The organism is Vibrio aquimaris (assembly GCF_009363415.1).
GTDB lineage: Bacteria > Pseudomonadota > Gammaproteobacteria > Enterobacterales > Vibrionaceae > Vibrio > Vibrio aquimaris.
This window is the reverse complement of sequence record NZ_CP045350.1, coordinates 2,811,248-2,836,836: the sequence shown is the minus strand read 5'-3', so window position 1 is coordinate 2,836,836 and position 25,589 is coordinate 2,811,248. Positions and strand designations below refer to the sequence as shown.

The 25,589-nt window shown below is 44.3% G+C and carries 17 protein-coding genes and 2 rRNA genes; 15 read left to right on the top strand and 4 right to left on the bottom strand.

Features of this window, described 5'->3' with window-relative positions:
* The first annotated feature begins 53 nt into the window (after nucleotides 1-53).
* The 5 genes from cobA to cysC are packed head-to-tail and all read left to right on the top strand — an operon-like array spanning nucleotide 54 to nucleotide 5,685.
* Nucleotides 54-920: a uroporphyrinogen-III C-methyltransferase gene (cobA, locus tag FIV01_RS13050; RefSeq protein ID WP_152431737.1), complete on the top strand. Its 867-nt coding sequence runs from the start codon at nucleotides 54-56 to the stop codon at nucleotides 918-920.
* 52 nt (nucleotides 921-972) lie between these two features.
* Nucleotides 973-1,881, top strand: coding sequence for a sulfate adenylyltransferase subunit CysD (gene cysD, locus FIV01_RS13045; RefSeq protein ID WP_152431365.1), 909 nt, complete (start codon nucleotides 973-975; stop codon nucleotides 1,879-1,881).
* A gap of 18 nt (nucleotides 1,882-1,899) precedes the next feature.
* A complete protein-coding gene (cysN, locus tag FIV01_RS13040) occupies nucleotides 1,900-3,312 on the top strand; it encodes a sulfate adenylyltransferase subunit CysN (RefSeq protein ID WP_152431364.1) in 1,413 nt (470 codons plus the stop codon).
* 19 nt (nucleotides 3,313-3,331) lie between these two features.
* On the top strand, nucleotides 3,332-5,056 hold the full coding sequence (locus FIV01_RS13035; RefSeq protein ID WP_152431363.1) for an SLC13 family permease: 1,725 nt from the start codon (nucleotides 3,332-3,334) through the stop codon (nucleotides 5,054-5,056).
* A gap of 11 nt (nucleotides 5,057-5,067) precedes the next feature.
* On the top strand, nucleotides 5,068-5,685 hold the full coding sequence (cysC, locus tag FIV01_RS13030) for an adenylyl-sulfate kinase (protein WP_152431362.1): 618 nt from the start codon (nucleotides 5,068-5,070) through the stop codon (nucleotides 5,683-5,685).
* Between the two features lie 45 nt (nucleotides 5,686-5,730).
* Here the strand turns inward: cysC and FIV01_RS13025 are convergent, their stop codons facing one another.
* Complete coding sequence (locus FIV01_RS13025) at nucleotides 5,731-6,192, bottom strand: chemotaxis protein CheX (protein ID WP_114787432.1); 462 nt, start codon at nucleotides 6,190-6,192, stop codon at nucleotides 5,731-5,733.
* Nucleotides 6,193-6,207: 15 nt separating this feature from the next.
* Nucleotides 6,208-6,666 carry a zinc uptake transcriptional repressor Zur gene (gene zur / locus FIV01_RS13020; protein WP_152431361.1) on the bottom strand — a complete coding sequence of 153 codons (459 nt, stop codon included), beginning with the start codon at nucleotides 6,664-6,666 and terminating at the stop codon, nucleotides 6,208-6,210.
* Nucleotides 6,667-8,201: 1,535 nt separating this feature from the next.
* Here zur and FIV01_RS13015 point away from each other — a divergent pair.
* The gene (locus FIV01_RS13015) at nucleotides 8,202-10,985 is read left to right on the top strand and encodes a hypothetical protein (protein ID WP_152431360.1); all 2,784 of its coding nucleotides are present in this window, start codon (nucleotides 8,202-8,204) and stop codon (nucleotides 10,983-10,985) included.
* Nucleotides 10,986-11,077: 92 nt separating this feature from the next.
* Here FIV01_RS13015 and FIV01_RS13010 read toward each other — a convergent pair whose 3' ends face one another.
* Together FIV01_RS13010 and FIV01_RS13005 are read right to left on the bottom strand one after the other, a co-directional pair.
* Entirely contained in the window at nucleotides 11,078-11,965 is an 888-nt protein-coding gene (locus tag FIV01_RS13010; RefSeq protein ID WP_152431359.1) for a leucine-rich repeat domain-containing protein, read from the bottom strand.
* A gap of 593 nt (nucleotides 11,966-12,558) precedes the next feature.
* Nucleotides 12,559-12,861 carry a hypothetical protein gene (locus FIV01_RS13005; RefSeq protein ID WP_152431358.1) on the bottom strand — a complete coding sequence of 101 codons (303 nt, stop codon included), beginning with the start codon at nucleotides 12,859-12,861 and terminating at the stop codon, nucleotides 12,559-12,561.
* 335 nt (nucleotides 12,862-13,196) lie between these two features.
* Between FIV01_RS13005 and dusA the strand changes: the two genes are divergently transcribed.
* The 9 genes from dusA to FIV01_RS12960 all read left to right on the top strand — a co-directional run bounded on the left by dusA (nucleotide 13,197) and on the right by FIV01_RS12960 (nucleotide 25,563).
* Complete coding sequence (gene dusA, locus FIV01_RS13000; protein ID WP_152431357.1) at nucleotides 13,197-14,198, top strand: tRNA dihydrouridine(20/20a) synthase DusA; 1,002 nt, start codon at nucleotides 13,197-13,199, stop codon at nucleotides 14,196-14,198.
* A gap of 166 nt (nucleotides 14,199-14,364) precedes the next feature.
* Nucleotides 14,365-14,574: an envelope stress response protein PspG gene (gene pspG / locus FIV01_RS12995; protein ID WP_152431356.1), complete on the top strand. Its 210-nt coding sequence runs from the start codon at nucleotides 14,365-14,367 to the stop codon at nucleotides 14,572-14,574.
* Nucleotides 14,575-14,663: 89 nt separating this feature from the next.
* Nucleotides 14,664-15,344, top strand: a complete 681-nt coding sequence (locus tag FIV01_RS12990) for a TIGR04219 family outer membrane beta-barrel protein (protein WP_152431355.1) — start codon at nucleotides 14,664-14,666, stop codon at nucleotides 15,342-15,344.
* 147 nt (nucleotides 15,345-15,491) lie between these two features.
* Nucleotides 15,492-15,722 (top strand): hypothetical protein, encoded by a 231-nt coding sequence (locus FIV01_RS12985; RefSeq protein WP_152431354.1) that lies wholly within the window; start codon nucleotides 15,492-15,494, stop codon nucleotides 15,720-15,722.
* A 126-nt stretch (nucleotides 15,723-15,848) separates the two neighbouring features.
* Nucleotides 15,849-17,702 carry an assimilatory sulfite reductase (NADPH) flavoprotein subunit gene (locus tag FIV01_RS12980; RefSeq protein ID WP_246210405.1) on the top strand — a complete coding sequence of 618 codons (1,854 nt, stop codon included), beginning with the start codon at nucleotides 15,849-15,851 and terminating at the stop codon, nucleotides 17,700-17,702.
* Nucleotides 17,702-19,438 (top strand): assimilatory sulfite reductase (NADPH) hemoprotein subunit, encoded by a 1,737-nt coding sequence (gene cysI / locus FIV01_RS12975; RefSeq protein WP_152431352.1) that lies wholly within the window; start codon nucleotides 17,702-17,704, stop codon nucleotides 19,436-19,438. The genes FIV01_RS12980 and cysI overlap by 1 nt, the downstream gene beginning before the upstream one ends.
* Nucleotides 19,431-20,204, top strand: a complete 774-nt coding sequence (locus tag FIV01_RS12970) for a phosphoadenylyl-sulfate reductase (protein WP_152431351.1) — start codon at nucleotides 19,431-19,433, stop codon at nucleotides 20,202-20,204. The genes cysI and FIV01_RS12970 overlap by 8 nt, the downstream gene beginning before the upstream one ends.
* 614 nt (nucleotides 20,205-20,818) lie before the next feature.
* A 16S ribosomal RNA gene (locus tag FIV01_RS12965) occupies nucleotides 20,819-22,370 on the top strand.
* A 303-nt stretch (nucleotides 22,371-22,673) separates the two neighbouring features.
* Nucleotides 22,674-25,563, top strand: a 23S ribosomal RNA gene (locus FIV01_RS12960).
* The 16S and 23S rRNA genes sit together here, the layout of an rRNA operon.
* Nucleotides 25,564-25,589 lie beyond the last annotated feature (26 nt).

Below are 25,589 nucleotides of genomic sequence, written 5' to 3'. Positions count from 1 at the left end.
GTAATATGTATGTGGCGCCATAATGCGTTCAAAGACAGGCAAGGAACAGCATGATGACGAACAAGGATACGATTTCTCCATTTCCCAAAAACAACATAAGAAAGTTGAATCCATCCGTTTCAGCTCTAAATAGCGCTGGGCAAAGTATTTTGCATGCTGGAGAAGTTGCCCTGATCGGTGCAGGCCCCGGAGACTCTGAACTTCTGACACTTAAAGCGCTACGTTTTATACAGCAGGCTGATGTGGTTTTGTATGACTATTTGGTTTCCGATGACATTCTTGCTTTGATCCCAAGCGATACCATCTTGGTGTGTGTTGGAAAGCGCGCAGGTTATCACAGTGTTCCTCAGGAAAAGACAAATCAGTTGTTGGTCGATTTTGCTCTGCAAGGCCACCGCGTTGCGCGCATAAAAGGGGGCGATCCTTTTGTTTTTGGTCGTGGAGGGGAAGAGTTAGAAGTATTGGCTGACGCGGGGATTCAGTTTCAAGTCGTGCCCGGAATTACCGCCGCCTCTGGCGCCACAGCGTATGCGGGAATTCCGCTTACCCATCGTGATTATGCACAAAGCGCGATGTTTATTACCGGTCATCTTAAAGCAGATAGGGATGGTATGGATTGGTCTACCTTGGCAAGAGGTAATCAAACCTTGGTCATCTATATGGGGTTGCTCAAATCAGATTATATCCAAGAGCAGCTAATACTACATGGACGCGCATCTGACACTCCGGCAGCCATTATTGAACGTGGTACCCAAGTTTGTCAGAAAGTATTCACTGGTCAATTGTCCGAGTTAGCGGCACTGGCTCAGGATGCTAAGTCACCGTCTTTGATCGTGGTTGGAGAAGTGGTCGCATTATCAAGCAAACTTGCTTGGTTTGGAGAGCCACAGAGTACCTTACCCCAGCAGCAATTCGCCTAACGTCTATTAACCTCAATAAGCTGCGCATTGTGAGCGCATAGGAAGCACTAACATGGATCAACAAGGTTTAACCCATCTACAGCAGCTCGAAGCCGAGAGTATCCACATCATAAGAGAAGTGGCGGCTGAGTTTGATAATCCGGTGATGATGTACTCGATTGGTAAAGACTCATCCGTGATGCTACATCTAGCTCGCAAGGCGTTTTATCCGGGCAAAATTCCTTTTCCACTGCTGCATGTCGACACTGACTGGAAGTTTAAGGAAATGATTGAATTTCGCGACAAAACAGCAGAGAAATATGGCTTTGAGCTTTTGGTTCATAAGAACCCAGAAGGTTTGGCTATGGGGATCAACCCTTTTGAGCATGGCTCCTCTAAACACACAGATATCATGAAAACTCAAGGTCTCAAGCAGGCACTAAATCAATATGGCTTTGATGCAGCCTTTGGTGGGGCAAGGCGAGATGAGGAGAAATCACGAGCAAAAGAACGGGTCTATTCCTTCCGTGATAAGAACCATACTTGGGACCCTAAAAACCAGCGCCCAGAGCTGTGGCATACCTATAACGGCCAAATAAATAAAGGGGAAAGTATACGTGTTTTTCCACTTTCCAATTGGACTGAATTAGATATCTGGCAATACATCTATTTAGAAAATATCGACATCGTTCCTTTGTACTTTGCGGAAAAACGGCCTGTTGTTGAGCGTGATGGCATGTTGATCATGGTCGATGATGAACGAATGAAGCTTGGCTCTGGTGAAACCGTTGAAGAGAAAAAGGTTCGCTTTCGCACCTTAGGCTGTTATCCGCTTACAGGGGCGATTGAATCTCAAGCAAACACCTTGACTGGCATCATAGAAGAGATGTTAGTTGCCACCTCTAGTGAGAGGCAAGGTCGTGCGATCGACCACGATCAATCAGGATCGATGGAACTTAAAAAGCGCCAAGGCTATTTCTAACAGGATCGAGGAAGCATTATGAACACGGCAGTGGAAACTCAATTAGCAGAGTTGGGTATAGAAGGCTACCTAACTCAGCATCAATACAAATCATTACTTCGATTTCTAACCTGTGGCTCGGTTGATGATGGTAAAAGTACTCTGATTGGACGATTGCTTCATGATTCCAAGCAAATCTATGAAGATCAGTTAGCTGCTGTTCACGCCGATAGCCAAAGGGTTGGTACTACGGGTGAGCGTCCTGACTTAGCTTTGTTGGTTGATGGGCTGCAGGCTGAACGCGAGCAAGGTATCACCATTGATGTTGCTTATCGCTATTTCTCTACCCAAAAGCGTAAATTTATCATCGCCGATACACCTGGACACGAGCAGTACACGCGAAATATGGCCACCGGCGCCTCTACTTGCGATCTGGCGGTGATATTGATTGATGCGCGCAAAGGTGTATTGGATCAAACTCGTCGTCACTCCTTTATCGCGAATCTACTTGGCTTGAAACATTTTATTGTCGCAGTCAATAAAATGGACTTGGTTGATTACTCACAGCAGCGTTTTGAAGAAATCCGTGACGATTACCTGGCTTTTGCTAATAAGCTGCAAGGTCAAACCGATATCCATATTGTTCCACTTTCGGCGCTTGAAGGAGACAATGTGGTTGAGGCTAGTGAGCGCCTTAAATGGTTTGATGGCCCAGCTTTATTAGACCTTTTACAGAGCATTGATGTCACTAAAGCCAAAGAAAACGGTGAGTTTCGTTTCCCTGTTCAATATGTGAATCGGCCTAATCTCGATTTTCGAGGCTTCTCTGGCACCATCGCCTCTGGCTCGATTAAAGTTGGTGATGTCATCAAGGCGTTACCATCAGGAAAAACATCTCGCGTAGCCAGTATTGTGACCTTCGATGGGAACTTGTCTCAGGCTCAGGCTGGATTAGCCGTCACCCTGACATTGGAAGATGAGATAGACATTAGTCGTGGTGATTTGATTGTCCATGAGGGAGATGATGTTGCCCTTAGCTCGCATTTATCAGCGGATGTTGTGTGGATGACTGAGCAGCCTTTGGTCGCTGGACGAGAGTATGACATCAAAATCGCCGGCAAGAAGACCATAGGACGTGTGGTATCTATTCAGCATCAATACGATATTAACAATTTATCCACGCATGATGCTAAGGAGCTGCCCTTAAACGGTATTGGTCTTTGTGATTGGACCTTGAATGAATCTATAGCCCTCGACAGTTATGACCAGGTTCAAGATAGCGGCGGTTTTATCATTATCGATCGCTTAACTAACGTGACCGTGGGTGCTGGACTAGTTCGTCAAGCATTAAATGAGCGGACACCGTCACCAAGCGAGCGAATGGGGGCATTTGAAAATGAGCTAAAAGCCCTGATCCTCAAACATTTTCCCGAGTGGGACGCCAAAATTTAACTAATTGAGGGTGTGCACCATGTGGCAACAAGGATTTGTGCTAGCGGTATTATTAGGTATTGTTATTAGCCTTATTGCCACACGCGTTAAGCCAAGCTTTATTTTTGCTGGGGCAGCATTTGTCGCCTTTCTCGCTGGCAGGATAGAGCTAGGTGATGTCGCAACAAATTTTACTAACTCTTCTTTGCTGACTTTAGTTTTGCTGATCCTTGCATCAAGTGCATTGGAAAAGACGCGTTTGGTGAGTTGGGTTAGTCGCTCTTTGTCCTCTGGGAAATTGGCGACCGTGATCGCTAAGTTAGGACTATCAACCGCGTTACTTTCTTCCTTTACCAATAATACCGCTGTGGTGGTGGCCTTAATTGGCGCGATAAAACGTAACCAAACCCATGCGCCTTCCAAGTTGCTGATCCCTTTATCTTATGCTGCGATTCTTGGTGGTACTCTGACTTTGATCGGTACCTCAACCAACCTTATTATTAACAGCTTTGTTGAAGATGCAGGACTTCCTAGCCTTGGCTTTTTCACCCCGACCGCCATTGGGCTGGTGGTATTGGTTGCAGGGCTTTTGATTCTGATCCCGCTTAGCTATTTTTTGCCATCCAATGACCAGCTGCAAGAAGAAGAGTTACCTTATTTTCTTGAGGCCATTGTCGAGCCTAATTCGCATTTGGTGGGGAATAGTATTAGCGATAACAAGCTGCGTGATTTGCGTAAATTGTTTCTCGCAGAAGTGATAAGAGATGGTGAAGTTATGCCATCTGTTGAGCCAGACTTTGTGTTGCAGGCAAACGACAGGTTATTGTTTTGCGGTGATATCGAAAGTGTTACCACCTTACAGGAGATCCAAGGTTTAAGATTGTTTGGCCAGCATCATCTAAATGGTCAAAGCTTAGTAGAAGTGGTGGTCAGCTCTTCGGCCAGTTTATGCAGCAAAACATTAAAATCAAGCGAGTTTAGAGAGCGATTTGACGCGGTTGTAGTGGCGATTCGACGTGGTCACGAACGGCTTCGTGGTGGCCTTGGGAATATCGAGCTTAATGCGGGTGACACTCTAGTTCTTGTGCCGGGTAAACGGTTCGAACAGGAAAGGCAAACCCAGAGTAAAGAATTTGTATTGGTTAACGCTCTCGACTCTAGCGCTCGTCTTGATAGTCGGAAGTCTCGCATAGTCTTGCTAGGGTTTATTAGTGTCATTGTGGCTGCTTTACTCGGTGAGTTCCCGCTTATTAAAGGCTTGTCTTTATTTTTACTCGCCTCACTGTTTAGTGGCGTGGTTCAGCTAGGAGAGCTTAGACGACGGTTTCCTGTCGATATTGTGGTTATTGTGGGATCGGCCCTTTCCATTGCACAGTTGATGCTCTCTTCTGGCCTTTCAGCCTCATTAGGCAATGTGTTTATTGAAACATTTAATGGCTGGGGGGCTTTTGGCGCTATGGTTGCCACCTATTTTTTTACTCTGATATTAACAGAGCTTGTTACCAACAATGCGGCGGCAGCACTTGCCTTTCCATTGGGCTATAGCATGGCTTTAGGTTACGGCGTCGATCCCATGCCATTTATTATGGCGGTGTTGTTTGGCGCCAGTGCAAGTTTTGTTTCTCCCTACGGTTATCAGACTAATCTACTCGTATACAGCTTAGGCCAGTATACATTGGCGGATTACATGAGAGTTGGGCTTCCTGTCTCTTTGGTGTATTCGTTGCTGGTGCTGGCTCTTATTCCAAGATTTTTTCCATTTTAAAGGATGCGCTTATGACATCTCAGGTACAAGTCCAAGACAGTCACATTACTTGGCATCAGCACAATATTGATAAAGCTTTTCGATCTCAAATAAAACGGCAAAAGCCAGTTGTAGTTTGGTTTACAGGCTTATCTGGGGCAGGTAAGTCAACCATTGCTGGTGCTCTAGAAAATGCCTTGGCTGAACTTGGCTATCATACCTACCTTTTAGACGGTGATAACGTTCGACACGGTTTGTGTAGCGATCTTGGGTTTTCGGAGCAAGATAGACGTGAAAACATTCGCCGTATTGGTGAATTAGCCAAACTGATGGCTGATGCTGGCTTAATCGTTCTCTCAGCTTTTATTTCGCCCTATCGGGAAGAGCGCCAACTGGTTAAAGACTTGCTCCCAGAAGGGGAGTTTATAGAAGTGTATGTTAATACTTCTTTGCAAGTGTGTGAGCAGCGAGATCCAAAGGGGCTGTATAAAAAAGCGTGTGCAGGCCAGATTGCCAACTTCACCGGTATTGACTCTGATTATCAGCCACCTCTTGCGCCAGATTTAGATTTACAGGCAGGAGCAAAGCCGATTGATCGTTTGATGGAAGAGTGCTTACAAACACTGAGAAGTCGCCATATTATTGCTTAAAGCAAAAAAGCTTCCATCTTGTGGAAGCTTTTTTGTCAGAGTAAGTTACTCGAAACAAATTTCGATAAAGGCGTTGCCCCATTCTGAGGTGAAGGGCATGATGATGATGGCGCCCTCGCATTTATGGCGGATCGTGTGTCCTTTGCCAGAAACGACTATCGGCGTTGCCATATCGAAATCAAAGCCGCTTTCAGAGAGGATTCGTTTAGCGCCTCCTGCTACCATATTGGTGATCTCGCCCACCATATCAGTTACTTCATCATTCAGGCCGTTGGGGCGCTCACCTAGCATGTTTTGCATAATTTCTAGTGCAAGCGTTTCATCAAAGGTTATCGACATTGACCCACGAGTTGGTTGACCAACCATACCAATTAAGCCGGATACATCACCGCGAGCAATCTCGTCTTTTTTGACTCGAGGCTTCTGTGGCTTCAATTCTAGAGAAGCCATCGTTTTAAGCACATTCATCAAGGAGGCTAAAAACGGGTTTATAAATTCGGCGCGCATTATCATGGTGTAATATTATTCCGTCTGTCCGGTTGTACATGACTGACAAATTCCATGGGACTCTATCACATGATTTGTGATCTTAAATCCATGTTTTTTAGCATTATTTGTCAGTAAAGTTATCAAACTATCCTCTTGAAGTTCAATAACATTGCTGCATTTATCGCATATTAACAAATGTGAGTAATGCTTGTGTGCGTTACATGAATTGCACTGGATAAAGCTATTGGTCGACTCAACACGGTGGATGAATCCTTGCTCTAGGAGAAAGTCGAGTGCGCGATATACTGTGGGTGGTTTCGCTTGCGGTTCACTCGTCTTTAGCTGTTCCAGTAACTCATATGCACTTGACGCTTTTGGGCTAGCACAGATTAACTCGAAAACCCTTTTTCGCTGAGGAGTCAGTCTCACTCCTCGCACTGCACACATTTCTTCAATTTGTTCTATTAACTTGTGGTCCAAATTTTTCACCAATCACCATTGGACATAGTAATAATATACCATTTCTAGATGAATATCGTTTATCAAACAGTATTTCTGATAGAGCAGTCAGTGAATTGATCAAGTTTTTGATTGTTATGACTGCTGCTATCACTATACGTTACCTTATTCGCAAGCAAAACGATACCGCTAGAAGCGGAAGGGAGTCCTAACTTTGTGGACTCAATTAAGTTATATGTCATGCTATGGGCTAAAAAACCTTGGTTGGGCTACTTTTATTCACCGATACATTCTCGGCCGCCAATCCTTCCATTATGATTTCAATCACACTTTTTTTGGTAAAATTTCCAAAGTTTACCTTAAAGGATGCGGTAAGAAGCAAATCCTATCGATAGATAGAATTAGAACAAAATATGCATTGAGTTTTGTATTGTGTCATTTAGGATGGGGGCTCCTATGGGTAATTTTTGAACACTCTTATTTGCTTCATGGAACTATGCTGACTCCAACTCACACTTTTGGGTCAGCATTTTTTTACCTACCATAGTACATTTTATCCCTCTGCTTACAGCGGTTAACACAAGAAGGACCACTTTATGCCAAGGCTTGCAAGTCTGCTTAACCAACTCGACAGGCGATGAAATCTCACCTAGTTACTTCTTCCCACGACTTTTGGTGTATGGCTGCTTATTGTTCAATACTCATCTTAGTTGGATTGAAAAACATTTAAAAAGTGTGCTTATTCTGGATTTGAATAGAAGTTGGTTTTCTGATGAAACCTTATTAAAAAATAAAATAATAAATATTATAAATCAATCATTTATATTAAGTTTCTTTGTGCGGAAGATAAAGTAATGAACAAACGATATACACAATGGGTAGATTCAATGAATATGAACTTGAATGCTTATCTATTTTGTCGTATTTTCTTCCCATCCTTAATCGGGATATATGCACTATATGCATTCATGTTTGTCTTTTTAACTATGTACAACTTTGCTGGTGGTCTTGATGGCTACCAGCTTTTTTATTTGTGCGTTTTATCTCTGAATTTTCTCCTTAAACCTCATTGTCGATATCAGTCACATAAAGCTGTTACTTGTCTTTTAGTATTTACGCTGTGGCGGGAAGTAATACACAAAAGTCTGATATAAAGGCAAAAATAAGCGACACATTGTTATGTATCAAGAAGTTTTAGCTATGCTCAAAGAGCCTCAAGGTAATTAGTATGTAATGGGTTGTTAATGAGACTTTAGCTGGCTTCTCCGTGCCAGCTTTTTTTTACCTGAAATTTATCATTTCACTCAAACTAAACTAACTTATGCCACCCAAATTAATTATCCCCTACTAACAGCTCTACCTAGATTAGAAATACGCCAGAGATAGGAAATTTAAACTTATAAGTAATCAGGTTATTCATCACGATATATTATGCAACTTATTGTAATTAATAGTTAAACCCAAATGGTAATGGGATTTATTATCATTTATATTGTGCATCCCCATTTATTGGGGAGGTGTAAGCTTAGTGCTTATAAAATAAAAACAAACAATATAAAGGTTAAACAATGTTATCAGCTGTAAAACCCTCCCAAGAAACACCACTTGAAACGTCAGCACCTAAAAAATCTGCCAGTAATATTATTTCTATTGCCAAGGTGAAAAATACCAGTCAAGAGCGTCTTCACAGTAGCTCGTTTAATCGAGGTAAGCCCAATGATAATGGCCAGATCATACGCTTAGATGGTCAAGCTTCCCTGAACGATGAGTTAGCATCCTTGGGTGAAGAGTTTGATGTGCAAATCTCGCGGCGCGGATTTTCTTCTTGGGAGCTATCCAGTGAGCTATATAGCAAGCCAAGGGTATTTGATTCTCTGAAATCACTGAAAAGTTACTTACAGGATAATTATTCTAGTGATAAAGCCTTGGCAGCAGATATAGAGAAAAGATGGGAAGTAGACATTGCTCCTTCATCTAATAAAAAGCACCCATGGAAGGTGAGTGGCGGCGCATTAGAGCAGAGCTTTCGTTTCCCATCACTTGAAAAAATGAAGCAAGCGCTGCAAGGTGGTTTTTTAAAACACAGAGCCAAACACATGGTAGCAGTGGAGAGGATGATAAGAGGCCGTGATGTCAATAATGTCACTTCTTTTACGCCAAACCAGTCGGGGCCAGTGCTTGTCATAGATGGCGGTGATGATCTTGCGGTAAGTTTGGAGAACTCAGGTCTTCCGCGCTCTTTAGTTTTAGCTGCGCAAAGTACCTTACTTTACCCTGCATTTGCTGGTGTGGTATTTACAGGTTGGAAAGGCGCCAAAGAGGAATATGACGAGACACGTGAAGCCTTCTCTGAGCTAAAAGCTGAGCAAAAATCGCTAAGAGAAGATATTGGTGGCGTAGTCATGAAAGCGCTCAGTGATGAATTGGTGCTCAAAGAGAAATTGATTAATGCAACCGATGATGAGCAAATTCAAAACCTTCAAAGTGCACTGCTTGAACAGCTCAAATTTAAGGCCAATGTTCTGGAGTCGGTCAAACCTATCTTACAATCAGGTAAGCAAGCTGACGGTGAGCTTAAAACACTTACTGATAATATCGCTAAGCTCAAGCAGCTTAAAGAGGAAGTCTCTGGTCATAATCAGATGATGAGTACCAAAGCCGACCTTGATGTCAGTGTCCTTCCCGAGCATGTACAAAAGTTGTTAACGGCCGATAATCAAAGTGAGGTATTTGATCCATCTTCTGCCAAGTGCCATGACCTTCTCCAACAAATTGCGAAATTCCAAGCCAACCAAGATGACAAGGTAGCCAAGTTTGCCGATGCCTATGTGGCAGCAGCATTTACTGAATCTGGTTTAAGTGGCATGTATTGGGGCATGATTTCCTTTGAAGCTAGAGCAACAGCAGAAGCCTTAGCAGGAACGTCTGTGCAAAGCCTGACGAGTGTGCTGTCTCAAGTCGGTGATGCGTTCAATGTGGTTGGACAGGCGCAAATGGTGGTCGCTGGCCTAACTAAAATGGGTCTTGGCATTCAAGAAGCACGCTCGTTAAATGAATGGCTGCAACAAATCCGCGACTCAAAAGTGTTAGACAGTTCAGATAAAGATCTCACCGAAGTTAAGGGTATTCTTAGTCAATTTAACCGCCATCAGCGTAATGTGGTGATTGCTGAGACCATTGGTAATACGGTGCTTACGGCTGGACAGCTTGGCATGATACTCGGTGGACCACTTGGAACAGGCATTGCTCCTGTGCTTTATGCTGGTGTTGGCGCCACAATTGGCGGTGTTGGATTAAGTCAAATTGCGGCTCAGTACTCCAACAAGATATTTGAGGTGTCGGATGAGATGTCAGACAAAGAGAAGGAAATCAGTCGCTGGTCAGAGCCTGGAAAAACGCCATTTGAGGTCATTCAACGCAGGATAAAAATGCTCTATGAACTGAGCCAAGATCAAGCCATGCCAAAAGTGTGGTTAAACATCTTCCAAACAGCGGTTAAGAATCCAGACAAAAGCGCCAGCGAGATTTTACAAGCAGCAGGCAAGCCGCTACTTAAATATGGTCAAGAGCACTCTGGGCATTACAGAAAGCTGTATCGCGAAGCCTTTGATAAGATCCAGGATGATAGCGCGACACTGGATGTGATAGGCAAAGCACAAAAAGCGCTTAATAAGCAAGATAACTACACGGGTTTTTCTGCCTTTGTAGCGCAGCATATTGCCAAGCAGCAAAGCATTGATCTCGAACCGCAAAATAAAAACGAGCGATTTGATCAGATTGATTCTTTATTTAAGTTCGCTGAAGAGCAGGGCTTTGCCAACGACTTTGAGCGCCGTATTGTCAAACGATTGACCAGTCGAAATGGTTACCTTGGCAATAGAGAGAACAAACTTGATTCAAGCGATTACATCAGTGTGATTGAAGCCAACAAGTCGAAGAAACCTTGGCAGATCCCTAATCCTGTTGCTCCTGCGGTAAATTTATATCGCTTGGCCAAACAGCTGATTAAGCCAATGGTTGGTCGAGAGTATATGTCTTCGGCGCTGACGATTCCGGGTAACTGGGGCCATAAAGACACCTCGGTCTACGTATTTAATCGCGATAAGTTTTTAGCAGACTTAGCCAACCCAAGTGATAACAGTGCTCACCTCGATGAGATATGCCGCGCCATCTTCACCCCACAAATGACCAGCGAAGTCAAAAACTGGGTCGGTAAGGACAACCGTCATGTGTTTGAGGAGTCGATGCGCAAGATAGGCAAGCAAACTCTGCGTGATAATGTGCTGCGCCCAATCGTTCACGGCGCGTCGGAGCAAATCAAACTCGCCGATCAAATCGAAAGCCTCCAGTAATCTAGGCGCATAAAGTAAAACTCACCTAGCTTTAAGAGAGGTTAGGTGGGTTATCTTAGTCTCACATCAGAGCTAGGGCTGAGGTCATTTAACTATCTTGATACAATTATTCCACTAGAAGACAGAGAGTCTAAGTAGTCTATAGCTGCCGTGCTCAGAGGGTTATATTTGATAGAAATAGTTTTCAGTTGTGGGTTGTTTGAAAAAACAACATCTTCAATATTATTGGAATCAATATCAACTTCCTGAAGGAGGGGGTTATTCGTTGTATCTATTTCCGTCAAATCATTATGAGAAGCATCAAATGATACTAAGTTCGTAAAACTGGTTAAGTCGATACTTGTTAAATGATTATGACTTACTTTCAGGAAAGAGATTAAGTCTTTCCTCTCAATATTACTGATATCAAAACTTGTGTTGCTAATGTGCAATTCGTACATTTCTGAGCCAGCAGGCAGTTCAAGTGTACCTAAATCATTGTAGCTAAAATCAATATACTGCAGGTTTTCGTTGCTTGATAAATCAACCTTGTTGATATCATTGCCTTGAGCAACAAGCTTTTGTAGGTTGTAACACTCGCTCACGTTGATACCTGTTATCCCCTTCCCAGCTGATAAGTTTAACTCAATAAGGTTCTGGATTTTTTCACACGGAATGTCAATGTCACCATACAAACCGTTCTCCTCAATATAAATAACTTCTAAGTTAGTTAGAAACTCTATGCCCTCAAGCCGATCAAATGCAATGTTATTTCCACAGCTTACTCTGGTTATCTCATCCAATGGAGTATCACTTTCTTCAGCCAGCTCATTTATGCACGCAGAGAGACCTGAGTTTATGTTGTGGAGGTCACTTAATTTCATTGCGTTAACATTGTTCTGCTTATCATTATTTCCATTTCCTCCTCCACAGCCAAAGAGAAGAAATGTCGCCAAAAATATGAAGTGAAGCTTAGAATTACCAAGCATTGGTTTATACATTGAGAATGTCCTTATGTCAGACGATGGTTTTAAATAGATTTTTATTGTATATATACCAAGTTGTAATATCTGAGGCGGGTAATAGTTTTGTGATATGCAACAAGCAATGAGGGTGGGTGTCATAACGAATAGTGGAAATAATGAATTTTGTTGTTCATATAGTAGTCAGCAATATATAACACCAAAATAAAAAGCAGTGAAATTGGTTTTGTCTCTTTAGCATCCCTAGCAATCAGATACAAAAATAGGTGCCCACGGAACCCCTCACAAATTTCTAAACACTACCGGGTGTATTTTTAGTGCCAAATTCCACTTGGAATAAAGCTAGGGTCACGAGGAAGCTTCCTTAATCCATACTCATCCTTTAAATAGAATTTCTTGAATTTTTCTCTTCTTGTTCCCCAAGCAGACATTTTTTCTAATAATGAAACTATTCCTTGTATCTCTTGCGATTCAAAACTATAGCCTTTGCGAGAAGTTCCTCTAATGCAGGGTACACGTCCTTATAGGCTTGATTAGCACTATATTTAGAGTCAATTTGCGCTTTCATCTTCAGTAGAAGTGTTACACGGGGAGCCGCTGGGCTTAATTCTTTAATCAGATTTGTCATTACGGATAATACTCACGATGTATATATTAAGAAGAAGTTGAATACAAAACACTGTCCATAGGTCTGTCGGATATGTTTGATCACGGTAAATAAAAGCAGGGTAAGCAGTGTCTGCAATAGTTGTGATTATCAGTGCAATAGAAAAATATTTGATAAATTTTGAGCTAAATAAATTTAATCCTTGAAACTTCGCAATTAAAGCAGCGATAGCTATATATGCTAAAAGTGGATTTATAAATGCGATAAAGAGTTCAACACTATCACCAACTGTGTTGTAGGCATTCATATATGCAGATCCAAGCATAAGTAGTAATAGTGGAATGAGATATTTTATTTTTGATGTCAAAAGACATATCTCGTTGGTTTTTAAAGAAAGGTTAGTGTAACTTGAAATGCGTGGTTTATTGCATATTGAATCTGTGTTTTGTGAATGCTAATCACATACATAGTCAATCCATCCCTTGTAGATTCTTTTTCCTGAATGTATCCGATTATGTGTGTATAATCTGCCGATTATTTTTAACTACGATATTCACAATAAACTTTGCGTAGTCGGTTTATATGTTTTTGTAGCCAATTTCTGTACTGCTATACGATAGCGAGATTTTTGAGTAACACCTTATGAAGCCTGACAATATTAGTAAATACGCCGCTAACCGATTTTCCATTGCGCCTATGCTTGATTGGACGGATCGCCATTGTCGCTACTTCCATCGTTTGCTGACCAGTGAGTCTTTGCTCTATACCGAGATGGTGACGACAGGGGCGATCATTCATGGTAAAGGTGACTTTTTGGCTTATAACCAAGAAGAGCATCCGGTGGCGCTGCAACTTGGTGGATCAAACCCGAAGGATTTGGCGACATGTGCCAAGCTCGCGCAGCAAAGAGGCTATGATGAGGTGAACCTTAATGTTGGTTGCCCGTCAGATCGAGTGCAAAATGGCCGTTTTGGTGCATGCTTAATGGCAGAGCCTCAGCTGGTGGCCGATTGTATCGCGGCAATGCGTGAGGTGGTGGATATTCCCGTCACAGTGAAAACGCGTATTGGTATTGATGAGCAGGACTCGTATGAGTTTTTGACGGATTTTGTCTCCATTGTGTCTGAAAAAGGTGGCTGTGAGCAGTTTACCATTCATGCGCGCAAAGCTTGGCTATCTGGACTGAGTCCAAAGCAAAACCGAGAGATCCCGCCGCTCGACTATCCGCGTGCTTATCAACTCAAGCAAGATTTCGCTCATCTCAACATTGCCATTAATGGTGGTGTAAAGAGTCTCGAAGAGAGTAAAGAGCACCTAGTACATTTAGATGGTGTTATGGTTGGCCGTGAAGCCTATCAAAACCCATATCTACTCGCTAAAGTTGACCAAGATATATTTGGTTTGGATAAGCCAGTCAAAAAGCGTACTCAAGTGGTAGAAGAGATGTATCCCTATATTGAGCAACAGCTTACAAATGGTGCTTACCTTGGTCACATCACCCGTCATATGTTAGGTCTATTTCAAAATATGCCAGGTGCACGTCAGTGGCGCCGTTACATTAGTGAAAATGCGCACAAACCAGGTTCAGGGGTAGAAGTGGTCGAAGCTGCGCTGAGCAAAATTCCTCAAGAGCTTAATGTGTAAATATTACCAAGTTCTGATCGTTACTTGGTAAATTTCGCCAGTTGTTACTATATATAATTAGCTCACCTTATAAGGTGGGCTTTTTATTGCCTAAAAATCAAAGGTTTATCGTTATTAAAAAACTTGGCGTGGTTTCTGCTATGTAAGAATTAACAAAGGAGAAACTATGCTAGAACTCATCTTTATACTGGTTTTTATCGCGACCTTGCTCGTCACTGGCTTGACTATGATGACGGTCTTTGCCGCGACCGGTTTCGCTTTATTGGTGATGGCGTTATTTGGAATGATTGGCGCAGCCTTTAAGCTTATTCCTTATCTTATTGTAATTGCGGTCGGTATTTGGTTTTTCAAAAATTACGTGTACAACCATCGTTAATCCAAGCAGGAAATTGACAATTCCCCTGCTATAGATTGTGTTACTATCGCTGCAAGGTTTCATGGTAGATAGGTTCAGGAGTTCAAGCGATGAACAATTCCGCACTGGCAGCGATGACTGCAGTTGCAATGTCAATGGCAAGTTCTGCAGCGATGGCAGAGGATTCAGATTCGGTTGTCGTAAAAGTGGGGGCTGATGCCTGGTGGATAGAAACGGAAGTGAATGAAATTGATCGTGATAAAGAAGTCACGCCATCGGTTTATTTATCCATCGAGCACGATCTCAAATATGTTCCAAACGCTAGGTTAAAGACTACGGGTGTTGAAAATGATTACATGGCCTTCGACAAGCTGGATTTAACCCTGTACTACTCGTTGATGGACCATGACCTATTGCATTTTGATGCCGGTGTGACTTTGAGCGATCTCAGCAATACCAAGTATAAAAATGCCGATAACGGCCAAATTAAAGACTTTGACGGGTTTATCTGGGCGTTTTATGGTTATGCAGAAATCACGGTACCAGATACTAACTTTGATATCATTGGTGAAACGAACTTTGGCGATAGCAGTGGTATTAAAAGTACCGATCTTACTGCAGGTGTGCAGTATCGTATGCCGCTTAAAGAGTCGACTATTACCTTCCGTGGCGGCTATCGCGCGATAGACCTTGAATCTGACGATTTTAAAGCAACCACCACGAGTACTATATTGGGTAAGCCTTTCATTATGGCTGATGGCTTCTTTGTAGGAGCTGAATACAGTTTCTAGTATTGCCCAAAGTTTATAAAGCGCTGCGTAATATCGCGGCGTTTTTTTATGCTTATAAGTTATACCAAGACGGTTTTTTTAGCAGTTTTCTGTCCTGTGGGCCATGCTTAGTAATGACAATTGTCATTATAAGTGTAAAGGATTGTTATGACGATAAATGAGCTCAGAGGTCTTTACCGCGAACATCAGCTTATTGAGGCCATCATTGAGCCCTCTGCTGAGGAAGGTACTTGGATAGTTGAATTTCGTCATACTTGTGGTGGGTTAGTTTTGCTCACCGATGTTCATGGCGAAGAATGCCACTATCCTGACTTGGATATGGCGTCCAAATCAGCGATGGCAGTGGGTTTTTCTCAGGTCCGTGTCGAGGTCGATTAACCGACTCTGATGAAATAATAGCCTTTATTTAATCCAAAAAGTTATAAAGCATTCATTTCTATTCTTTCTTGTTATTACTATGAGTAGTTAATCTAACATCATGCAATGAATAGGGATGTCGAGACCATGTCTTCAAATAACAAGGTATCACCTTCGGTACAGATACCAGCAGCACTACCATCAATCGCGTCCCCCTTAAATGATCAGCAGTTGAATAGCCTTCAGCAAACGACCTCAGAGCTGTCACCGCAGCAACTGGCTTGGGTCAGTGGTTATTTTTGGGGATTATCTCAAGCTCAATCGCCAGCTTTAACTCAAGGGTCGTCAAATGCGCAAATGGTATTGGCTGCAAAACCTGCGGGTAAATTGAGTATTATTTTTGCCTCTCAAACCGGCAATGCTAAGGGGGTAGCAGAAACTCTAGAGCAAGAAGCAAGGGCTCAAGGTATTGCTGTCGATCTTTTCGATGCCAGTGATTACAAGGGGAAACAGCTGGCAAAAGAAACCCATGTCATTATTGTTGCTTCGACCAATGGTGAAGGTGAGGCGCCAGATAACGCCATTGAACTGCATGAATTTCTTCAATCTAAGAAAGCGTCCAAGTTACCGAACTTACAATATGGTGTGATAGCTTTGGGTGACTCGAGCTACGAGTTTTTCTGTCAGACAGGTAAAGATTTTGACACTTACCTCTCTAAGCTAGGCGCTACAGCTTTTATAGAGCGCGTTGATTGTGATGTGGACTATGAAGCTGATGCGGCGAGCTGGCGAAAACAAGCGCTTGATAAAGTAAAACAAGACTTAGCAACGACGAACAGTGAAGCTGAAGTGGTGCAATTGCCATTGGGTCAAACTACATCGCCATCGCCTTATAATAAGAATCATCCCTTCGCAGCTACCTTGCTGACCAATCAAAAAATTACAGGTCGCGATTCTGGTAAAGATGTGCGTCATATTGAGATTGATTTGGAAGGGTCAGGTCTAAGTTATCAGCCAGGTGATGCACTTGGTGTCTGGTATGAAAACAGTTCGGAACTGGCGAGTGCCATCTTGACCAAGGTTGGACTTTCTGGCGTTGAAAGCATAGAACTTGACGGAGAAAGCCTCTCTATTCATAGCGCGCTAGTCAGCCATTTCGAAATTACAACGGCTAACCCCCAGTTTGTCACTAAATTTGCTCAAGCTTCGGCAAGTCAAAAACTACTCAAGCTGATAAAAGATAAAGATAAGCTGCGCGAATACGCTAATCAAACTCAGATTCTCGATGTACTTAACGAGAAGAAAACCCAAATGTCCGCGTCAGAGTTAGCCAGTTTACTGCGCCGACTTACACCACGTTTGTACTCGATTGCATCAAGTCAAAGTGAAGTTGAACAAGAAGTTCACCTAACGGTTGGTCTCCTTGAGTATCAGCAAGGGGATGAGCAGCGCTTTGGTGGCGCCTCAAGTTTTCTTAGCCGCCGCCTTGATGAAGGCTCGCAGGTCAAGGTGTTTGTTGAGCACAACAACAGCTTCAAACTCCCAGCCGATGACAGCGCACCAATCATTATGATTGGCCCAGGTACAGGAATTGCGCCGTTTCGTAGTTTTATCCAAGAGCGTGATGCTCGTGGAGCACCTGGCAAGAACTGGTTGTTTTTTGGTGATCGCACCTTTACTCAAGACTTCCTCTATCAAGCCGAATGGCAGAAATACTTAAAATCCGGCAAGCTCAATCGCCTCGATGTGGCCTTTAGTCGCGATCAAGAGGAAAAGGTCTACGTTCAACATCGAATTTTGGAAAAAGGTGATGAAGTGTGGCGCTGGCTGGAGCAAGGCGCTTATATCTATGTCTGCGGAGATGCGACGCGAATGGCAAAAGATGTTCACCAAGCTCTGATCCATGTGGTCGAGCAGCATAGCAAGCAATCACGTGATGATGCCGAAGAGTTTATCAATCAATTGCGTAAAGAAAAACGTTATCAAAGGGATGTATACTAATGAGCACTTCAACGACCACTCATACTCAGTCCGTATTGGGCGAAGAGCTTGGCCCATTGGCAGATAATGAACGTCTAAAAAGAGAGAGTAACTTTCTGCGCGGCACGATCGAGCAAGATCTGCAAGATCCGATCACGGGGGGATTTACCTCTGATAACTTCCAATTGATTCGCTTTCATGGAATGTATCAGCAAGACGATCGTGATATACGTAATGAAAGGGTGAAACAAAAACTCGAACCTTTACATAATGTAATGCTCAGAGCGCGAATGCCTGGCGGTATTATTTCACCAGAGCAGTGGTTAGCGATTGATAAGTTTGCTACTGATCATTCCTTGTATGGCAGCATTCGATTGACCACGCGTCAGACTTTTCAGTTTCATGGTGTATTGAAGCCGAATATTAAACTGATGCACCAGACCCTCAATAGTATTGGTATAGACTCGATAGCGACGGCGGGTGATGTCAATCGTAATGTACTTTGTACCACCAATCCGGTTGAGTCTGAACTTCATCAACAAGCCTATCAATGGGCGAAAAAAATCAGTGAGCATCTGCTACCTAAAACCAAAGCCTATGCTGAAATTTGGCTTGATGGAGAAAAGGTAGAGACCACACAAGATGATGAGCCAATTTTAGGCAGCCATTTTTTACCGCGTAAGTTTAAGACGACGGTAGTCATACCGCCGCAAAACGACGTTGATGTTCATGCCAATGACCTTAATTTTGTTGCCATTGCCGAGCAAGGCAAGCTGGTGGGCTTTAACGTCCTCGTTGGTGGTGGCTTGGCGATGACACATGGAGACACGTCTACCTATCCAAGACGTGCGGATGACTTTGGCTACATACCACTAGATAAAACACTTGATGTGGCGGCTGCTGTCGTCACTACTCAGCGCGATTGGGGGAACCGCTCAAATCGTAAAAACGCCAAAACTAAGTACACATTAGATCGTGTAGGCAGTGATGTATTTAAAGCGGAAGTAGAAAAGCGGGCTGGTGTGGTATTTGAAAAGAGTCGCCCTTATGAGTTTACCGAACGCGGAGATCGAATTGGTTGGGTTGAGGGTATTGATGGCAAACATCATTTGACGCTCTTTATCGAAAATGGGCGTTTACTTGATTATCCCGACAAACCGCTGAAATCAGGTGTCGCTAAGATAGCTAGGATCCACCAAGGTGATTTTCGCATGACAGCTAACCAAAATCTTATTGTGGCTGGTGTGCCGAGCGAAGAAAAAACGCAAATTGAACGTATTGCTATTGAGCATGGCTTGATGGACGAAACTGTCAGTGAACAACGAAAGAATTCGATGGCTTGTGTGGCCTTTCCAACCTGTCCATTAGCAATGGCTGAAGCTGAACGCTTTTTGCCCGAATTTGTCACTGATGTAGAAAAGATACTGCGCAAGCATGATTTGCCTGAGCAAGATAACATCATATTACGTGTGACGGGCTGTCCAAACGGGTGTGGCCGCGCCATGTTGGCAGAGATTGGTCTAGTGGGTAAAGCGCCAGGTCGTTACAACCTGCATTTGGGTGGGAATCGTGGTGGTACTCGTGTACCTAAGATGTATAAAGAGAACATTAGCGACAAACAGATTTTACAAGAGATAGATCACCTTGTTGAGCGCTGGTCAAAAGAGCGCCTTGAGGGTGAGTGCTTCGGCGATTTTACTATTCGCTCAGGCATTATTGATGAAGTGGTGGTGTCAAAGAGGGACTTTTATGCATGATATTGTGATTGAAAAACCGAATCTAGCGGATCTTCTCAATGCGACGAAAACCGAGCAAACCTTGAGACTTGCGCAAATCAATGCTGAGTTAGAAAAGAAAACGGCTCAAGAACGAGTAATATGGGCGGCAGAAAATCTTGAAGGGGAACAGGTCGTTTCATCAAGCTTCGGTGTCCAAGCCGCGGTGATGTTACATCTTATAACTCAAGTGCAACCCAGTATTCCAGTCATATTGACAGATACAGGTTATCTATTCCCCGAGACTTATCTATTTATTGATGAATTAACCGAGACATTGAATCTTAATCTCAAAGTATATCGCGCAGAGCTAAGTAACGCGTGGCAAGAATCTCGCTACGGCAAATTATGGGAACAAGGGGTTGATGGTATTGAAACCTATAACCGTCTTAATAAAGTTGAACCTATGCGCCGAGCACTGGAAGAGTTAAATAGCAAAGTTTGGTTTTCTGGCCTGCGGCGGGGTCAATCCAATTCACGTGCGAATTTACCCATATTATCTATCCAAAACGGTGTGTTTAAGTTCCTTCCTATTATTGATTGGACTAACAAAGATGTTCACTACTACTTGGAAAGGCATGGTTTAAGATATCATCCATTGCGTGATCAAGGATACTTATCTGTTGGAGACACACATACTACTCAGAAATGGCAGCCAGGTATGAGTGAGGAGCAAACGCGTTTCTTCGGTTTAAAGCGAGAGTGCGGCCTTCATGATGACGAAGAGCAAGACGGTTCAGGTATCTAGTGAGCATTTTTCTTTAATGAAAGACCATGATAGTGGCCTTTCCTTTGTATCTTAAAATGCAGTTTGTGGATAACTCTGTTAATATTTTCTTTAAATGCTATGGGTAAACTTGAATAAACAAAGGCTTGAGTGAATATTGGACGTTTAAGCTTTATTTTTCTAATTTTTTTAAATTTCTGCTTGCCAACGTGATGAGGATCTCTATAATGCCTCCTCGTCGACAGGGCAAGGGCTTACAGCTCAAACAGCAATGACGACAGGCCAAGTAAGAAAATAAATAATTAGTAAAAAGTGTTTGACTCTTTATTTTATATCGCTAGAATGGCCGACTCTTCTTTAGAGAGTAAATAAAGCTAAAGAAGAACGCTCTTTAACAAACTAAACCTATCAATCTGTGTGGGCACTCGTTGATGATAATCCAAATAGTTTCTTTAGAAACAATTTAGGTTTCAATGATACGAAGTGACCATTCGAATTGGGAAGCAGCCTTGAGCTGTTTTGTTTTACTTTTTCAAAAGTGAACACCAATAAGAGCACAGTCAATTCAAACATTACGTTATGTAATGTTCAGTATTCATTGAGCCTCCCCTATTTATTTAGGGAATCAAAACTTTAAATTGAAGAGTTTGATCATGGCTCAGATTGAACGCTGGCGGCAGGCCTAACACATGCAAGTCGAGCGGAAACGAGTTATCTGACCCTTCGGGTGACGATAACGGCGTCGAGCGGCGGACGGGTGAGTAATGCCTGGGAAATTGCCCTGATGTGGGGGATAACCATTGGAAACGATGGCTAATACCGCATAATAGCTTCGGCTCAAAGAGGGGGACCTTCGGGCCTCTCGCGTCAGGATATGCCCAGGTGGGATTAGCTAGTTGGTGAGGTAAGGGCTCACCAAGGCGACGATCCCTAGCTGGTCTGAGAGGATGATCAGCCACACTGGAACTGAGACACGGTCCAGACTCCTACGGGAGGCAGCAGTGGGGAATATTGCACAATGGGCGCAAGCCTGATGCAGCCATGCCGCGTGTATGAAGAAGGCCTTCGGGTTGTAAAGTACTTTCAGCAGTGAGGAAGGTGGATATGTTAATAGCATACTCATTTGACGTTAGCTGCAGAAGAAGCACCGGCTAACTCCGTGCCAGCAGCCGCGGTAATACGGAGGGTGCGAGCGTTAATCGGAATTACTGGGCGTAAAGCGCATGCAGGTGGATGATTAAGTCAGATGTGAAAGCCCGGGGCTCAACCTCGGAATAGCATTTGAAACTGGTTATCTAGAGTACTGTAGAGGGGGGTAGAATTTCAGGTGTAGCGGTGAAATGCGTAGAGATCTGAAGGAATACCGGTGGCGAAGGCGGCCCCCTGGACAGATACTGACACTCAGATGCGAAAGCGTGGGGAGCAAACAGGATTAGATACCCTGGTAGTCCACGCCGTAAACGATGTCTACTTGGAGGTTGTGGCCTTGAGCCGTGGCTTTCGGAGCTAACGCGTTAAGTAGACCGCCTGGGGAGTACGGTCGCAAGATTAAAACTCAAATGAATTGACGGGGGCCCGCACAAGCGGTGGAGCATGTGGTTTAATTCGATGCAACGCGAAGAACCTTACCTACTCTTGACATCCATAGAACTTTCCAGAGATGGATTGGTGCCTTCGGGAACTATGAGACAGGTGCTGCATGGCTGTCGTCAGCTCGTGTTGTGAAATGTTGGGTTAAGTCCCGCAACGAGCGCAACCCTTATCCTTGTTTGCCAGCACTTCGGGTGGGAACTCCAGGGAGACTGCCGGTGATAAACCGGAGGAAGGTGGGGACGACGTCAAGTCATCATGGCCCTTACGAGTAGGGCTACACACGTGCTACAATGGCGCATACAGAGGGCGGCCAACTTGCGAAAGTGAGCGAATCCCAAAAAGTGCGTCGTAGTCCGGATTGGAGTCTGCAACTCGACTCCATGAAGTCGGAATCGCTAGTAATCGTGGATCAGAATGCCACGGTGAATACGTTCCCGGGCCTTGTACACACCGCCCGTCACACCATGGGAGTGGGCTGCAAAAGAAGTGGGTAGTTTAACCTTCGGGGGGACGCTCACCACTTTGTGGTTCATGACTGGGGTGAAGTCGTAACAAGGTAGCGCTAGGGGAACCTGGCGCTGGATCACCTCCTTATACGATGATTATTGAGACAAGTGTCCACACAGATTGATGGTTTTGAAGCGAAAGCTTCGAGCTATTTGCTCTTTAACAATTTGGAAAGCTGACAAAGCAATCTTGATTCTTTGTGAATAAGATTATTTGTAAAGTTCTCAATGTTTATCGAAAGATAAACACCAATAAACACATTCAAGTGTTCTTGGAAACAACACCTTAGTGTGTTGTTTATATTTGAGTCCGGCAAAATCGAGTCTGCATCATGTTTAAATAATTGCAGACAACTTTGGTTGTTTAATCTAAGACCCTTTGGGGTTGTATGGTTAAGTGACTAAGCGTACACGGTGGATGCCTTGGCAGTCAGAGGCGATGAAGGACGTATTAACTTGCGATAAGCCCAGATTAGGTAGTAAAAACCATTTGAGTCTGGGATTTCCGAATGGGGAAACCCAACTGCATAAGCAGTTACTGTTAACTGAATTCATAGGTTAACAGAGCGAACCGGGGGAACTGAAACATCTAAGTACCCCGAGGAAAAGAAATCAACCGAGATTCCGAAAGTAGCGGCGAGCGAAATTGGATTAGCCCTTAAGCTTTACACGCGTTAGACGAACGGTCTGGAAAGTCCGACAATACAGGGTGATAGTCCCGTAGTTGACGACGCGTGTTCAGTGAAATCGAGTAGGGCGGGACACGTGATATCCTGTCTGAATATGGGGGGGCACCATCCTCCAAGGCTAAATACTACTGACTGACCGATAGTGAACCAGTACCGTGAGGGAAAGGCGAAAAGAACCCCTGTGAGGGGAGTGAAATAGAACCTGAAACCGTGTACGTACAAGCAGTAGGAGCAGGCTTGTCCTGTGACTGCGTACCTTTTGTATAATGGGTCAGCGACTTATATTCAGTAGCAAGGTTAACCATCTAGGGGAGCCGTAGAGAAATCGAGTCTTAACTGGGCGTCGAGTTGCTGGATATAGACCCGAAACCAGGTGATCTAGCCATGGGCAGGTTGAAGGTTGAGTAACATCAACTGGAGGACCGAACCGACTAATGTTGAAAAATTAGCGGATGACTTGTGGCTAGGGGTGAAAGGCCAATCAAACCTGGAGATAGCTGGTTCTCCCCGAAATCTATTTAGGTAGAGCCTCGGACGAATACTACTGGGGTAGAGCACTGTTAAGGCTAGGGGTCATCCCGACTTACCAACCCTTTGCAAACTCCGAATACCAGTAAGTACTATCCGGGAGACACACGGCGGGTGCTAACGTCCGTCGTGGAGAGGGAAACAACCCAGACCGCCAGCTAAGGTCCCAAATTACAGCTAAGTGGGAAACGATGTGGGAAGGCTTAGACAGCTAGGATGTTGGCTTAGAAGCAGCCATCATTTAAAGAAAGCGTAATAGCTCACTAGTCGAGTCGGCCTGCGCGGAAGATGTAACGGGGCTAAGCTGTAAACCGAAGCTGCGGCAATACGATTTATCGTATTGGGTAGGGGAGCGTTCTGTAAGCCGTTGAAGGTGTGTTGTAAAGCATGCTGGAGGTATCAGAAGTGCGAATGCTGACATGAGTAACGATAAAGGGGGTGAAAAACCCCCTCGCCGGAAGACCAAGGGTTCCTGTCCAACGTTAATCGGGGCAGGGTAAGTCGACCCCTAAGGCGAGGCCGAAAGGCGTAGTCGATGGGAAACGGGTTAATATTCCCGTACTTCTTACAATTGCGATGGGGGGACGGAGAAGGCTAGGTGGGCCTGGCGACGGTCGTCCAGGTTCAAGTGCGTAGGCTTGAGAGTTAGGTAAATCCGGCTCTCTACAAGGCTGAGACACGATGTCGAGCTACTACGGTAGTGAAGTCATTGATGCCATGCTTCCAGGAAAAGCCTCTAAGCTTCAGATTGTAAGGAATCGTACCCCAAACCGACACAGGTGGTCGGGTAGAGAATACCAAGGCGCTTGAGAGAACTCGGGTGAAGGAACTAGGCAAAATGGTACCGTAACTTCGGGAGAAGGTACGCTCTTGTCGGTGAAGTCCCTCGCGGATGGAGCTAATGAGAGTCGCAGATACCAGGTGGCTGCAACTGTTTATTAAAAACACAGCACTGTGCAAAATCGTAAGATGACGTATACGGTGTGACGCCTGCCCGGTGCCGGAAGGTTAATTGATGGGGTTAGACGTAAGTCGACGCTCTTGATCGAAGCCCCGGTAAACGGCGGCCGTAACTATAACGGTCCTAAGGTAGCGAAATTCCTTGTCGGGTAAGTTCCGACCTGCACGAATGGCGTAATGATGGCCACGCTGTCTCCACCCGAGACTCAGTGAAATTGAAATCGCTGTGAAGATGCAGTGTACCCGCGGCTAGACGGAAAGACCCCGTGAACCTTTACTACAGCTTGGCACTGAACATTGAGCCTACATGTGTAGGATAGGTGGGAGGCTTTGAAGTGTGTACGCCAGTATGCATGGAGCCATCCTTGAAATACCACCCTTGTATGTTTGATGTTCTAACTTAGACCCATTATCTGGGTTGAGGACAGTGCCTGGTGGGTAGTTTGACTGGGGCGGTCTCCTCCCAAAGAGTAACGGAGGAGCACGAAGGTGGGCTAATCACGGTTGGACATCGTGAGGTTAGTGCAATGGCATAAGCCCGCTTGACTGCGAGAATGACAATTCGAGCAGGTGCGAAAGCAGGTCATAGTGATCCGGTGGTTCTGTATGGAAGGGCCATCGCTCAACGGATAAAAGGTACTCCGGGGATAACAGGCTGATACCGCCCAAGAGTTCATATCGACGGCGGTGTTTGGCACCTCGATGTCGGCTCATCACATCCTGGGGCTGAAGTCGGTCCCAAGGGTATGGCTGTTCGCCATTTAAAGTGGTACGCGAGCTGGGTTTAGAACGTCGTGAGACAGTTCGGTCCCTATCTGCCGTGGGCGTTGGAAGATTGAAGGGGGCTGCTCCTAGTACGAGAGGACCGGAGTGGACGAACCTCTGGTGTTCGGGTTGTGTCGCCAGACGCATTGCCCGGTAGCTAAGTTCGGAATCGATAACCGCTGAAAGCATCTAAGCGGGAAGCGAGCCCTAAGATGAGTCTTCCCTGACCCCTTGAGGGTCCTAAAGGGTTGTTCGAGACTAGAACGTTGATAGGCAGGGTGTGTAAGCGTTGTGAGGCGTTGAGCTAACCTGTACTAATTGCCCGTGAGGCTTAACCATACAACACCCAAAGGGTTTTGATGGAC

Bases quoted from the DNA above. Each gene is read 5' to 3' on its own strand.
- cobA (WP_152431737.1), top strand. From the start codon at position 54: ATGACGAACAAGGATACGATTTCTCCATTTCCCAAAAACAACATAAGA.
- cysD (WP_152431365.1), top strand. From the start codon at position 973: ATGGATCAACAAGGTTTAACCCATCTACAGCAGCTCGAAGCCGAGAGT.
- cysN (WP_152431364.1), top strand. From the start codon at position 1,900: ATGAACACGGCAGTGGAAACTCAATTAGCAGAGTTGGGTATAGAAGGC.
- FIV01_RS13035 (WP_152431363.1), top strand. From the start codon at position 3,332: ATGTGGCAACAAGGATTTGTGCTAGCGGTATTATTAGGTATTGTTATT.
- cysC (WP_152431362.1), top strand. From the start codon at position 5,068: ATGACATCTCAGGTACAAGTCCAAGACAGTCACATTACTTGGCATCAG.
- FIV01_RS13025 (WP_114787432.1), bottom strand. From the start codon at position 6,192: ATGCGCGCCGAATTTATAAACCCGTTTTTAGCCTCCTTGATGAATGTG.
- FIV01_RS13015 (WP_152431360.1), top strand. From the start codon at position 8,202: ATGTTATCAGCTGTAAAACCCTCCCAAGAAACACCACTTGAAACGTCA.
- FIV01_RS13010 (WP_152431359.1), bottom strand. From the start codon at position 11,965: ATGTATAAACCAATGCTTGGTAATTCTAAGCTTCACTTCATATTTTTG.
- FIV01_RS13005 (WP_152431358.1), bottom strand. From the start codon at position 12,861: ATGAATGCCTACAACACAGTTGGTGATAGTGTTGAACTCTTTATCGCA.
- dusA (WP_152431357.1), top strand. From the start codon at position 13,197: ATGAAGCCTGACAATATTAGTAAATACGCCGCTAACCGATTTTCCATT.
- pspG (WP_152431356.1), top strand. From the start codon at position 14,365: ATGCTAGAACTCATCTTTATACTGGTTTTTATCGCGACCTTGCTCGTC.
- FIV01_RS12990 (WP_152431355.1), top strand. From the start codon at position 14,664: ATGAACAATTCCGCACTGGCAGCGATGACTGCAGTTGCAATGTCAATG.
- FIV01_RS12985 (WP_152431354.1), top strand. From the start codon at position 15,492: ATGACGATAAATGAGCTCAGAGGTCTTTACCGCGAACATCAGCTTATT.
- FIV01_RS12980 (WP_246210405.1), top strand. From the start codon at position 15,849: ATGTCTTCAAATAACAAGGTATCACCTTCGGTACAGATACCAGCAGCA.
- cysI (WP_152431352.1), top strand. From the start codon at position 17,702: ATGAGCACTTCAACGACCACTCATACTCAGTCCGTATTGGGCGAAGAG.
- FIV01_RS12970 (WP_152431351.1), top strand. From the start codon at position 19,431: ATGCATGATATTGTGATTGAAAAACCGAATCTAGCGGATCTTCTCAAT.